Here is a 13,675-nt window from a genome sequence, read left to right on the forward strand (position 1 = left end):
CTGTCCATCTGATATGGAAATTAGCAGAATTTTTTATTTTTTCATGTAAAATCAAACAGTGACATCTGATTGGACTGTGGAATATCTCCGAACAGCTTCAGGTCATCCATCAGATCGATGACTGTCTTGCTGACCTTAGTTCTGTCGCGGAAATCATCCTTGGAAAGGAATCTGCCCTTTGCTGCAGCATCCACCACAGCATCGGCTGCCTTATCGCCCAATCCGTCTATGGTATCCAGTGCAGGCATCAGCTTATCGCCGATGATCTGGAACCGGTGTGCCTTGGCTTTGTAAAGATCAATGGGCACAAAATCAAATCCTCTGGCATACATCTCCTGCACGATTCGCATATCTTTCAGTGTATCCTGCTCTTTTTTGGATGCCTCGTCGCCTTTTTTGCGGATCTCCGCCATATAATATTCCAGACGTTCTTTTCCCATGCACATCAGCTCATAGGAAAACGAGGTTGCACGGATACTGAAAAATGCCGCATAGTATGCAAGGGGATGAAATACCTTGTACCAGGCGATACGGTAGGCCATCATAACGTAAGCTGCCGCATGGGCCTTCGGGAACATGTACTTGATCAGCTTACAGGACCAGATATACCAGTCCGGAACATCATGCTCTTTCATCGTCTGAATCCACTCATCACGAAGACCTTTTCCCTTACGGACACTCTCCATGATGGTAAAAGCCAGACCACTCTCCACGCCCTTGCCAATAAGATAGATCATGATATCATCTCGTGTACAGATCGCAGTGGAAATGGTTGCTTTTCCCTCCTGAATCAGCACCTGGGCATTGCCAAGCCATACATCCGTACCATGGGAAAGTCCTGCGATACGCACCAGGTCCGAAAAATATCTCGGCTTGGTATCAATAAGCATCTGCATGGCGAAATCCGTACCAAACTCCGGAATTCCAAGACAGCCCAGCTTACAGCCGCCGATATCCTCCGGACTGATTCCTAAAGCCTGGGTTCCGGCAAACAGCGACATGACATCCCTCTGATCCAGAGGAACTGTTCTTGCGCTGATTCCGGTAAGATCCTCCAGCATACGGATCATGGTCGGATCATCGTGTCCCAGTATATCAAGCTTCAGAAGGTTTCCGTCAATGGAATGGTAATCAAAATGTGTGGTAATGATATCACTGTTCACATCATTGGCCGGATGCTGCACAGGAGTAAATTTTTCGATTTCCTCGCCCATGGGAAGTACGATGATACCTCCCGGATGCTGGCCTGTGGTACGGCGGACACCGGTACAGCCCTGAACGATACGGTTGATCTCGCAGTAACGCTTATGCTGTCCCCGCTCCTCGTAGTAATTCTTCACATAACCGAAAGCCGTCTTTTCCGCAAGGGTACCGATTGTTCCGGCCTTGAAGGTCTGACCCTTTCCGAAAATAACCTCTGTATATCTGTGGGCATTCGCCTGATATTCACCGGAGAAGTTCAGGTCGATATCCGGCTCTTTATCTCCCTTAAAACCAAGGAAAGTCTCAAAAGGAATATCAAAACCTTCTTTGTTCATCTTTGTTCCGCATTTCGGACAGATCTTATCCGGCATATCACATCCAGCCATGCCTGCGTATTTTTTTACCTCAGGAGAATCGAAATCGCTGTATTTGCAATCCGGATTCGGGCAGAGATAATGTGGAGGCAGAGGGTTTACCTCTGTGATACCAGACATGGTAGCCGCCAGAGATGAACCAACAGAGCCTCGGGATCCTACCAGATATCCATCTTCATTGGACTTCCACACAAGCTTCTGAGCAATGATATACATCACCGCATAACCATTGGAAATAATGGAATTCAGCTCACGGTCCAGGCGGTCCTCCACGATCTTCGGCAGAGGATCTCCGTACATCTCATGTGCCTTCGTAAAGCAGATATTCTTCAGATCCTGCTCAGAATTCTCAATAACCGGCGGGAATTTATCCGGGTGAATCGGCGAGATCTTCTCGATCATATCCGCGATCTTGTTGGTGTTGGTGATCACCACTTCCTCCGCTTTCTCGCTTCCCAGATAGGAAAATTCCTCCAGCATCTCTTCCGTTGTGCGAAGATAAAGAGGCGCCTGGTTATCTGCATCGGAGAATCCGTTTCCCGCCATGATGATACGGCGGTACACCTCATCCTGGGGATCCATGAAATGCACATCACAGGTTGCTACCACCGGCTTCTGAAACTGCTCGCCAAGCTTGACGATCTTCCTGTTTATCTCTTTTAAATCTTCTTCGGAATTGATCATATCGTGCTTCTCATCCGCAAGCATGAACGCATTGTTCCCAAGCGGCTGGATTTCCAGATAATCATAAAAATTCACAAGCCTTGCGATCTCCTGATCCGGCGCATTCCGCAGGAGTGCTTGATACAATTCACCCGCTTCGCAGGCACTTCCCACCAGAAGGCCCTCGCGATATTTTTCCAGCACGCTTTTGGGGACTCTGGGGCGCCTGTGGTAATATTTCAGATGAGACTGACTTACAAGCTTGTACAGATTGATTCTTCCTGTCTCATTTCTTGCAAAAACAATGGCATGATAGGTAGGCAGCTTACGGATGGTATCCGGTGAAACCGCGCCCTGACTGTTCATCTCATCCACATCAAAAATATCACGCTCCGCAAGCATCTTCACAAAACGCACAAAAATCTCAGCCGTACATGCCGCGTCGTCCACAGCTCTGTGATGATGATCCAGGGAAACGCCGACAGCCTTGGCAACGGTATCCAGCTTAAACCTGTTCAGAGCAGGCAGAAGAAATCTGGCCATACCCACAGTATCTACATAGGTAAAATCGTCCGGAATCCCCTGTCTCTTACAGTTCTCAATAATAAAGCTCATATCAAAGTCTGCATTATGGGCCACCATAACACAGCCCTCACAGAATTTCAGAAATTCCGGAAGCACTTCTTCGATCGTTGGCGCATCAATAACCATGGAATCGTTGATGCTGGTCAGCTGCTCAATACGGAACGGAATCGGCACCTGCGGATTCACAAAGGTGGAAAAACGGTCTGTGATCTGGCCTTTTTCTACTTTTACGGCACCGATCTCTATGATCTTACAGGTCAGAGCCGAGAATCCTGTTGTCTCAATATCAAAAACAACGAAATCCCCGTCCAGTCGCTGCCCCTTGGAATTCGTAACCATACCCTTCAGGTCATCCACAAGATACGCTTCCATGCCATAAAGCACTTTGAAATCAGACTCTTTTGATACACATCCACCCCAGGCATCGAAGCAGTGGTTCGCCTCCGGGAATGACTGGACAACACCATGATCCGTGATTGCGATCGCTTTATGCCCCCATTCGTAAGCACGTTTTACCAGGGCTTTTGCGTCGGTGACCCCATCCATATCACTCATCTTGGTATGACAGTGGAGCTCCACTCTTTTCTGAGGGCTGGTGTCCATTCTTGCCGTGGTAAAATCAGCAATCTTTTTGATTCCTGTAATGTTTCCGATGGTCAGCTCACTGTCGAAACGGTCGATCGTGGTAACGCCCTTAAGCTTCAGAAAAGCACCTTTCTTTACGCTCTGTGTGATCTCCGGAACCTGTTCATTACGCAGGAACATCTTCACAACGATACTGTCTGTAAAATCCGTGACAGGGAATATGAGGATTGTTTTTTCATTCCGGATCTCACGGGCCTCTACATCCATAATCTGACAGCGGATGATGACCTCGCCCATCTCACCGGTAATGCTCTCCAGCGGAATCGGCTCTCCCTCAAAATCTCTTCCGTAAACAACATCCGGATTACTGTCCCTGCGGAATCCAAAGCCTCCACGGAAATCGCCTTTCTGACCCTTCTGTGCTTTTTTGTCGAAAGATTTCTTCTCGTTTGTTTTTTCGCTCTTCTTACCACCGGAAGCTTTTTTTGTTTCTTCTTTTGCCGCTTCTTCCTTCAGTGCACTCTCTTCTTCATTGGAAAGTTTGGCATGCTTCAGCACGTTCTCCACTTCCTGTTTGATCTGAAGTGCGGCATTTTTGCGGTATTTGCTCTCCTTTGCCTCCACAAAATCCAGCTCTACCTTGAGATTCATCCCGCAGCGCTCGCAGAAAACCTTATGGAAATATTCCACAAGGATCTCACTTTTCTGCCTGGAGATCACAGTGTCAGGCAGCACCATACGCATAGTATCTTTGTCTGAAAAAACGATCTCCGCTCTTCGGAACAAGTTGTACTCCAGCATATTGTAATTACGCAGCTCCAGCTCCATACTGGAACGGTAGCTCCCCAGAAAATTCTCCGGCGTGTACTGCTCGGAAAGATGAAATTTCTCCACAACCGTAACCGTCATGGGAATTCCCGGAAAGCACTGTCTTTCGATCTCATCCTCCAGCGCAAAGATATTCTTCTTATGGATCCAGCGGCTGCTTTCGATATAAACACGAAGATGCGTCCTGCCCGGATTCATGGAAACCTTTGTCACAAACACCATATCCAGAAGCTCTTCCAGCTCTTTTTTTACCTTAAGCTTCGGAAATACATCAAAAAAATCTTTCTCCATTACGACTCCCGTTCATTCCAGGAAAGAAGCTCTGCACGAAGCGTATCCAGAAGCTCCGTCTCCGGCACCTTCTTTACGACTTCTCCGTGTTTGATCAGAAGGCCCACTCCGTCGCCTCCGGCAATTCCGATATCTGCTTCTTTCGCTTCTCCCGGTCCGTTTACCACGCAGCCCATAACTGCAACCTTGATATCAAGCGGAATATCCTGCACCATAGTTTCCACCTGGTTTGCAAGACCGATCAGATCGATCTTTGTTCTTCCGCAGGTCGGACAGGAAACGACCTCCACACCGCCTTTACGAAGTCCCAGTGTCTTTAAGATTCTCTTCGCTGATTTCACTTCTTCAAGTGGTGCACCTGTGAGAGAAACACGGATGGTATCTCCGATTCCCTGATACAGGATGATTCCAAGGCCGATCGCAGACTTGATGTTTCCGGAATACAGAGTTCCTGCTTCCGTGATTCCCACATGAAGCGGATACTGTGTCTTTTCTGCGATCAGCTCATGGGCTCTGGCACACATGAGAACATCCGAAGATTTAATACTGATCACCAGATTATCATAGCCCATCTCTTCAATGATGTGAACCTTATCGAGAGCGCTCTCCACAAGTCCCTCTGCGGTAACTCCATGATATTTCTCTACCAGTTCTTTTTCAAGGGAACCACTGTTCACACCTACACGGATCGGAATGTTGCGTTCCTTTGCAGTATCTACAACTGCCTTGATGCGCTCTTTTGAACCGATATTTCCCGGATTGATGCGGATCTTATCCGCGCCATTCTCCATCGCTGCGATCGCCAGCCGGTAATCAAAATGAATATCTGCGACCAGCGGAATGTGGATCTGTTTTTTGATCTGGGACAAAGCCTGTGCTGCTTCCATGGTAGGAACTGCACAGCGTATGATATCACAGCCTGCTTTTTCCAGGGAAAGGATCTGCGCTACAGTTGCCTCCACATCCTCTGTTTTCGTATTGGTCATGGACTGGATCAGTATGGGATTTCCTCCTCCAATGACACGGTTTCCGATCTTTATTGTCTTTGTATGGTCTCTGTACATAAAAAATCTCCTTAATCTTGAAAGGCAGGTGTCCTTAAACTCCCTGCCTTTCCATTCTCAATTACCTTAACGCCGGATCTCCAGCAGTTTTGTTTTCAGTTCGGTCTCCATCCGCTTCATATCTGCCTCTGCTGCCTGACGCTTCTCCCGGCCCTCCTGCTGGATCTTCATCACATCATCCAGGGTCTGGATCAGCTCCTGATTGGTCTTCTTCAAAGTCTCGATATCCACGATTCCACGCTCAGATTCTTTCGCAGTTTCCACAGATGCAAGATGCAGGGTTTCCGCGTTTTTCTTCAGAAGCTCATTGGTAAGATCCGTAACCTGACGCTGTGCCTGGGCCGCCTCGGTGGAATGGGCGATTCCCAGCGCTAGGACCATCTGGCTCTTCCACAGAGGAATAGTATTTACAATGGTGGTCTGGATCTTCTCAATCATCGTTGTATCATTATTCTGGATCATACGGATCTGCGGCGCTGTCTGCATGGAGATCGTTCTGGTAAGCTCCAGATCATGCAGCTTCTTCTCAAAACGCCCGCATTTATTCTCCAGGTCATTGGCTGCCTGAGCATCCTCCGGAAGTCCGCTTGCCGCTGCCTTCTGCTGGAGTTCAAGAAGCTCTCCTTCCCGGACAGTCTGGAGCTTCTTTTTGCCTGCAAGAATGTACATGGAAAGCTCTTTAAAATATGCCAGGTTCTGGTCATACATCTTGTCCAGCACAGCGGAATCCTTCATAAGACGCATCTGCTGCTGTTCCAGTGCCTCTGTGATCTTTGCCACATTTCCCTCGGCCTTGGAGTAGCGGTTTTTGAGCGTCTCCACCTTCGCAGTCTGCTTCTTGAAAAATCCAAACAACCCTTTCTCCTCTGTGGCATCAAAATCCTTCAGCTCTCCTACAACATCAGCCAGGAGTTCCCCAACTTCTCCCAGATCCTGTGTCCGTACATTTTCAAGTGCCGCATCGGAAAAATCAGCCATTTTCTTCTGCGTTCCGGCGCCGTACTGCAGGATCTGATTCGTATTTTCGATATCGATCTTTGCAGCAAAATCATCCACCAGCTTCTGTTCCTCGGGTGAGAGCACCGGTTCTTCGATCTTCGGCTCCTCGGGCTTTTCCGGTTCTTTTACTGCAACCTCTTCCTTCTCTTCTGTGAGATCCGGTTCCAGTGTCAGTACCGGCGCATCCATCGTAAAATCCTTAAATTCTTCTCCCATAGTCTTCTCCTTATATAACAGGCATCTGCCACTTACAGCATGCCGGAAAAATTATTTCTTCCCTGCTTCCTGCTTCATCTTCTCGAAATCATCTTCCGTGAGCCCTTCCTGTGCAAGAACTGTATGCAGTACGGAAATATCACTGGACACATCCCAGGCCGTATCGCGGAAAATGGAATCCAGAAGCTTCTCAAATGCAAGATTCAATGTATCAATGGTATCCTCGATCTCTTTCTTGGAGGATGTGATATTCTCACCCTGAACCGGCTGTCCATCCATATCCTCGTAGGCATCCAGAAGCTTCACTGTCATTGGAAGATAATAATCCATTAGTTTCCTAAGATCCGGTATCACCTCCGGATGCTCACCGGCACGTTCAAAGATCTTCTGTACGATCAGCTCCATTCTGGATATCTTCGCAGAGATCTCCTCACCAGGAATGGCATCGTTGCTCTGACGGATTTTTACCAGAAATTCATTTCCCTTTTTAAGAACGTCCTGAGCTTCAGGGCTCATATTCTCCTCAAGCTGAACCTTCGGATCTGCCTCCTGCTTTCTGAGCTCCAGCTGTTTCTGGGTCTCCTGGTACTGTGCATATGTCTCATTGCTTGTGATCAGACAGGTCTCCTGGGCATCCACGTGACCTTCCAGAAACCAGCCTTTATCAATCATCCGTATAACATCTTTTTTTACAAATTTCTCTGTTTTTTCTACTGTCTGGGCAAGCTTCTGGAAATTACAGTATGTGTGGTCTCCCAGTACTTTAATGTATTTCTGAAAACGTCCCAGCCTTCCAAGACATTTCGTTCCTGCTCCAAGAAGTGCTCCGCCACCAACTGCGCCCGCACACATCACACCAAGCACGCCTGCTGCCAGTGCTCCACTGTGCCCAAGTCCCATCCAGATCAGAAGTACCATGGCACCAAGTCCCATACCGCTTAAAAGAATTCCTCCGGAAACCGCCATCATCATTCCCTTCAGATTTTCACCGGTCGTCTTGCCGTAAAGAAGCTCGGTCTGCTTCTTTGCAGCCTGCTCCCTGGCTTTTCTGCTTCTGCCATAATATGGATTCTGATAGGTATAACTTTTTTTGCGGAATTCCGGATCGCTGCCAGGCTCAAACACAGAATTCATTGCACTTTTAAGAGCCTCACTTCCGGAATCAATCGCTTTATTTACCGTCCGGTTGATGGTATGGCTCAGTTCCTGATAGCTGTTGGAATTGATTGCATTGTCTATAATATCCTGGATTTTTTTCCCAAGATCATCAAATTCGTTATTATCCATTTCTTCCTCCAACCTGTGTCAAAAATATGTTTCGACTTAATATTATAGATAGTTTTTATTATAGCGAAATCCCATATAAATTACAAGCAAATGCAAAAAAGCAGTGAAAATTCGAAAATTGACTATTGAAGTCAGCACATAAAAGTTTTACAATGGTAAAAAGTAAAAATTCGCAAACGGAGGAATCGTCATGGAAAAAAAGAACATTGACTGGTCCAGTATCGGATTCGGCTACATGCCAACCGACTACAGATATGTCTCTAATTTTAAAGATGGTAAATGGGATGAGGGTACATTAAGCACTGATCCTAATATCGTATTGAATGAGTGTGCCGGTGTACTTCAGTATTCTCAGAGTGTATTCGAGGGACTGAAAGCCTACACAACAGAAGACGGACATATCGTTACATTCCGTCCTGACCTGAACGCAGAGCGTATCGCTGCTTCTGCTGCAAGACTTGAGATGCCGGTATTCCCGAAAGACAGATTTATCGATGCTGTTAATCAGGTTGTGAAAGCCAACGCTGCATGGGTTCCGCCATATGGTTCAGGCGCAACACTTTATCTTCGACCATACATGTTTGGTTCCAACGCCGTAATCGGTGTTAAACCAGCTGATGAATATCAGTTCCGTATCCTTACAACACCGGTTGGACCGTACTTCAAGGGCGGTGCTAAACCGATCACCATCCGTGTCAGCGACTTCGACCGTGCCGCACCTTGTGGAACAGGTAACATCAAGGCCGGCCTGAACTACGCAATGAGCCTTCATGCTATCGTAGACGCTCACAAACAGGGCTTCGACGAGAACATGTATCTTGATCCTAAGACACGTACCAAAGTCGAGGAGACAGGCGGAGCAAACTTCATCTTCGTAACAAAAGACGGCAAGGTTGTAACACCGAAGTCTGACAGTATCCTTCCTTCTATCACACGTCGTTCTCTGATCTACGTTGCAAAAGAGTACCTCGGACTGGAAGCTGAAGAACGCGAGATTTACTTCGATGAGGTTAAAGATTTCGCAGAGTGCGGTCTTTGCGGTACTGCTGCTGTTATCTCTCCGGTTGGAAAGATCAACGACCACGGCAAAGAAATCTGCTTCCCAAGCGGAATGGAGAAGATGGGACCGGTTATCCAGAAACTGTACGACACACTGACAGGTATCCAGATGGGACGTATCGAAGCTCCAGAGGGATGGATCCACGTAATCGAGTAATCCTTAAAACAAACGATATAACTTTCAAGACAGGCTGTTTATCCCAAAATAAGCAGCCTGTTTTTTATGCAGCAAAAAAAGATGCAGCACAGTTTCTCACCATGCTGCATCTTTTTTCATGATCAAATCTGACCGATCTTTTATTTTTTTCTCTCATATTTCACAAACGCATATTCCAGGTCAAAATATGTCTGCTCATCGCTCTCTGCTGTGATCTCCCACTCCGGATCCTCGTCAAGATTCGGGAAATAAGCATCTGCCTCATATGCAAAATCAATCTTCGTCACATGAGCCACATCACAGTATGGGAGCATCTGCTTATAGATGCTGTCACCACCAATACAGTATACATCTTCTGAAGGATATTTCTCCACTTCCTTCAATGCTTCCTCAATGCTGTGTACGATCACTGCCCCCTTCACCTGATAATCTTTATTTCCGGTAATAACAATATTGGTTCTGTTCTTAAGCGGAAGTCCGTTTGGAAAAGATTCCAGGGTCTTTCTTCCCATAACGACCACCTTGCCGGTAGTCTCCTGGCGAAACATCTTCATATCTGCCGGAATGCTCACCAGAAGCTCATTGTTCCTTCCGATGCCCCAGTTCTTGTCTGCTGCTACGATAATATTCATCTCCAAGTCCTTTCTGTTCTTACAAAATCATACCACTATTCTTATACCGCAATCGGAATATTTTTAATCTGCGGCCAGGTTTCATAATTCTCAACGATCAGGTCGTCCGTTGTAAATTTATAGAAATCTTTTACTTCCGGATTCAGTTTTACTGTCGGTGCCGGATACGGTTTTCTGGAGATCAATTCCTTGATCACCGGAATATGTCTGTCATAAATATGGCAGTCCGCGATCACGTGAACCAGTTCTCCTGCTTCCATATCGCAGGCCTGTGCGATCATCATCAGAAGAAGGGAATACTGGCATACATTCCAGTTATTTGCCGCCAGGATATCCTGAGATCTCTGATTCAGCACTGCATTGAGAACCAGCTTGTCTTTGCCCGGCTCCTTGGTCACATTGAAAGTCATGGAATATGCACACGGATAAAGATTCATCTCATGAAGATCCTGATGCACATAAATATTGGTCATGATTCTTCTGCTGTACGGATTGTTCTTAAGGTCAAAAAGAACTCGATCCACCTGATCCATCATACCTTCTTTATACTGATGTTTCACACCAAGCTGATAACCATAGGCTTTTCCGATGGAGCCATTCTCATCTGCCCAACTGTCCCAGATATGGCTGTGAAGATCGTGAATATTATTGGATTTCTGCTGCCAGATCCACAAAATCTCATCCATGGCACTCTTAAGTGCTGTTCTGCGCAAGGTCAGCGCCGGAAATTCTTTGCGGAGATCATAACGGTTCACAACGCCGAATCTCTTGATCGTGTAAGCCGGTGTTCCGTCCTCCCACACAGGACGTACCTTCTCTCCTTCTGTACTGGTGCCATTCTCTATGACATCCTTGCACATGTCAATAAATATATTATCTGCAAGACTCATTTCGTATTTCCTCCCCTGTATTTTGTCCGTTTCATTACTGTTTATTTCTCAAGCAACATTTCATTTTGTCTGTTTCCTATTCTAACATACTTCTTCGCTCTCTGACAACCCGCGCGACATGCTCCATTATAACATTCGTCCCGTTATTTTACCCTTTTCTCTGGACTTTTTCCCGTATGAGTGCTATATTAAGACCCATGAAAATACTAATTACATTATTAAAACCTTTTTCTTTTGCACCTGCGATCCTGATGATGTGCGTGATCTTTTCTTTCTCCTCGCAGACCGGAGAAGTGTCCGGAGCCTTAAGCTATAAAATCAGCTATCAGATCGTGGAAACCAAAAACGAAATATTAGCCTCAGGAAAAAGCCCTGAGCAGCTTTCCCAGGAAGCTTCCAGCATTGAATTCTATGTCCGCAAGGCTGCCCATATGACAGAATACTGTCTGCTGGCCATCTCTATCTCCTTTCCGCTGTATGTTTACGGTGTCAGAGGTGTCTGGCTTATGCTTCTTGCAGGAATCATATGCGTCGCTTTCGCCGGTACGGATGAATACCATCAGTCCTTCGTGGATGCCCGTGGTCCTTCTGTGAGGGATGTCTGCATTGACAGCACCGGTTCCCTTATCGGAACCCTGCTGGTACAGACATTTTGCTGGTCCACTCTGCACACACCCGGCAGAAAACAATCGCGAAAAAAGAAGCGTAATTCACGAAAACGCAAATAAATGAAATTACATAGTAATTCAGCAAATTGATCAAAAACCAAAACCGGAATATCCGCACAGAAGCTTTTTTATAAGCCTTGTGCCGGATATTCCGGTTTTATGTATCTGCGGCTCCTATCCGCATCTCTATCATTCCGCGGAATTGTTCTCAACAGTTTCCTCTTCACTGTCTTCCTGCACATCATCCAGATTCTCCGCCAGATGTGCCCTCTCGGAGATTGACATCTTTTTCTTTGAATTCTCCTCGATCACTTTTTTAGCCATCTCTTCCTGCACGGCAGCTTTCTCTGCACCCTCTTTCGCAAGATTGCGAACTGCTTTTATAAGAAGCACCGCTCCGATCACAATAAAAATACCGCCGGCCACAAGAAATCCCTTGCTGGCATCATCTGTGCCCTTCAGGATTCCCTCGCACAAACGATATCCCGTATACACAAGATAACCACCTGCAAAGATCCACAGGATACTGCTTCTTGTGGAAGAATTCCCCTGTCTTTCTTCTGCTTCCGGATGTTTTTCCTGCTGCAGAGCTTCGTTGTTTTCGTTTTTCTGTTCTTCCATGTGTTTTCCTTTCTTTCTGACTGTTATTTATCAGTCTCTTTCGTATCCTCGGAGCCATTCTCTTCCTGCTTTACAATCCTTCCGTAAAGCTTTGTCATTTTATAGATTTTTTTGATCGTTTCCTCCGTAAGCTGGCCTTTCTTCATCCGCCATTTCCAGTTGTCGCCAAGTGTAGACGGCTCATTGATCCTGGCCTCGTTTCCAAGGCAGAGATAATCCTGCACCGGGATCACACAGCGATCCGCAACACTGGACATGGCCGCACGAATCAGACTCCACACAGCCGCTGTTTCATGCTTGCCCTCACAGCCGATATAAGCTTTTGCAAAATTCCGGTCGTGCTGGTTCAGATTCCGGAACCATCCTCTTGTCGTCTCATTGTCATGAGTTCCTGTATATACGATGCAGTTTCTCTCATATCTGTGTGTCAGATACGGGCTGTCCTCGTTCGCATCAAAAGCAAACTGCAACACCTTCATTCCCGGGAAGCCAGATTCCTCAACCAGCTGAATCACGCTGTCTGTGAGAAGGCCAAGATCCTCTGCAATCACATTTAATTTCCCCAGATTCTTCTCCAGTGTACGGAACAGCTCGATTCCCGGGCCTTTTTCCCAGTGACCGAATTCCGCTGTCTTATCTCCGTACGGAATAAAGTAATACTCATCAAATCCACGGAAATGATCGATACGGACCACATCATACAGTTTCATGCAGTTTGCCATACGACGCGTCCACCAGGCATACTCTGTTTTTTTGTGATAATCCCAGTCATAAAGAGGATTTCCCCAGAGCTGTCCTGTTGCGGAAAAAGCATCCGGCGGACATCCTGCCACACCGATCGGCAGATTCTCCTTATCAAACTGGAAAAGCTCCGGCTGTGACCACGCATCCGCGCTGTCAAAAGCAACATAGATCGGCACATCTCCGATGATCTCCACGCCATGCTCATTGGCATAAGTCTTCAGTTCTGTCCACTGTTTAAAAAACCAGTACTGCTGGAAACGGTAAAACTCCACTTCCCTGGAAAGCTTCTCACCGGCTTCTCCCAGAGCTGTTTTTTCTCTGTTTTTAAGCTCCGCCGGCCACTCTATCCAGCTGATTCCACCAAGGCTGTCCTTGATTGCCATATACAGGCAGTAATCCTCAAGCCATGCAGCATTTTCCTTCACAAATTTCTGGTATTCCGAATCCGCCTGACAATCATATTTCTCAAAAGCTTTTCTCAGAATACGGAATCTGGAATTGTAGATTTTCTCATAGTCCACATAGCTCTCATTTCCGCCCCAGTCACAATCCTCGCAGTCACCTTCCTCAAGATATCCTTCTTTTATAAAAGCTTCCAGATCAATAAAATACGGATTTCCCGCAAATGTGGAAAAAGACTGATACGGTGAATCTCCGTATCCGGTAGGTCCCAGAGGCAGGATCTGCCAGTATCTCTGTCCTGCTCTCACCAGCTGGTCTACAAATTCATAAGCTTCCGCCGAAAAGCAGCCGATTCCGAATCTGGACGGAAGGCTGGATACCGGAAGCAGAATTCCACTTGCTCTCAT

Annotated in this window: 10 protein-coding genes; 2 read left to right on the top strand and 8 right to left on the bottom strand. The window is 46.7% G+C overall.

Translation table 11 applies throughout. From position 1 onward, the window contains the following. Nucleotides 1–41: 41 nt before the first annotated feature. From WMO28_RS11410 to WMO28_RS11425, 4 genes are all read right to left on the bottom strand, one after another. The gene (locus tag WMO28_RS11410) at nucleotides 42–4,529 is read right to left on the bottom strand and encodes a PolC-type DNA polymerase III (protein ID WP_349057053.1); all 4,488 of its coding nucleotides are present in this window, start codon (nucleotides 4,527–4,529) and stop codon (nucleotides 42–44) included. Further along, nucleotides 4,529–5,593 (bottom strand): flavodoxin-dependent (E)-4-hydroxy-3-methylbut-2-enyl-diphosphate synthase, encoded by a 1,065-nt coding sequence (gene ispG, locus WMO28_RS11415; RefSeq protein WP_178641741.1) that lies wholly within the window; start codon nucleotides 5,591–5,593, stop codon nucleotides 4,529–4,531. Before ispG ends, WMO28_RS11410 begins: the two co-directional genes overlap by 1 nt. A gap of 66 nt (nucleotides 5,594–5,659) precedes the next feature. Further along, nucleotides 5,660–6,808 (bottom strand): toxic anion resistance protein, encoded by a 1,149-nt coding sequence (locus WMO28_RS11420; protein WP_349057054.1) that lies wholly within the window; start codon nucleotides 6,806–6,808, stop codon nucleotides 5,660–5,662. A 51-nt stretch (nucleotides 6,809–6,859) separates the two neighbouring features. Next, complete coding sequence (locus WMO28_RS11425; RefSeq protein ID WP_349057055.1) at nucleotides 6,860–8,095, bottom strand: 5-bromo-4-chloroindolyl phosphate hydrolysis family protein; 1,236 nt, start codon at nucleotides 8,093–8,095, stop codon at nucleotides 6,860–6,862. A 190-nt stretch (nucleotides 8,096–8,285) separates the two neighbouring features. On the opposite strand from WMO28_RS11425, the gene WMO28_RS11430 reads away from it, so the two are divergent. Beyond that, nucleotides 8,286–9,311, top strand: a complete 1,026-nt coding sequence (locus tag WMO28_RS11430) for a branched-chain amino acid aminotransferase (RefSeq protein WP_178645605.1) — start codon at nucleotides 8,286–8,288, stop codon at nucleotides 9,309–9,311. A gap of 140 nt (nucleotides 9,312–9,451) precedes the next feature. Here the strand turns inward: WMO28_RS11430 and WMO28_RS11435 are convergent, their stop codons facing one another. Continuing rightward, entirely contained in the window at nucleotides 9,452–9,943 is a 492-nt protein-coding gene (locus WMO28_RS11435) for a dihydrofolate reductase (RefSeq protein WP_349057056.1), read from the bottom strand. 41 nt (nucleotides 9,944–9,984) lie between these two features. After that, complete coding sequence (thyA, locus tag WMO28_RS11440; RefSeq protein WP_178645609.1) at nucleotides 9,985–10,833, bottom strand: thymidylate synthase; 849 nt, start codon at nucleotides 10,831–10,833, stop codon at nucleotides 9,985–9,987. Nucleotides 10,834–11,009: 176 nt separating this feature from the next. Here thyA and WMO28_RS11445 point away from each other — a divergent pair, with 176 nt between their 5' ends. Then, entirely contained in the window at nucleotides 11,010–11,561 is a 552-nt protein-coding gene (locus WMO28_RS11445) for a VanZ family protein (RefSeq protein WP_349057057.1), read from the top strand. Between the two features lie 129 nt (nucleotides 11,562–11,690). Here WMO28_RS11445 and WMO28_RS11450 read toward each other — a convergent pair whose 3' ends face one another. Both WMO28_RS11450 and malQ read right to left on the bottom strand, forming a co-directional pair. Then, nucleotides 11,691–12,122, bottom strand: a complete 432-nt coding sequence (locus WMO28_RS11450) for a hypothetical protein (RefSeq protein ID WP_178645613.1) — start codon at nucleotides 12,120–12,122, stop codon at nucleotides 11,691–11,693. Nucleotides 12,123–12,145: 23 nt separating this feature from the next. Beyond that, the gene (gene malQ, locus WMO28_RS11455; protein ID WP_349057058.1) at nucleotides 12,146–13,675 is read right to left on the bottom strand and encodes a 4-alpha-glucanotransferase; all 1,530 of its coding nucleotides are present in this window, start codon (nucleotides 13,673–13,675) and stop codon (nucleotides 12,146–12,148) included.

The organism is Blautia aquisgranensis, assembly GCF_040096615.1.
Lineage (GTDB): Bacteria > Bacillota > Clostridia > Lachnospirales > Lachnospiraceae > Blautia_A > Blautia_A aquisgranensis.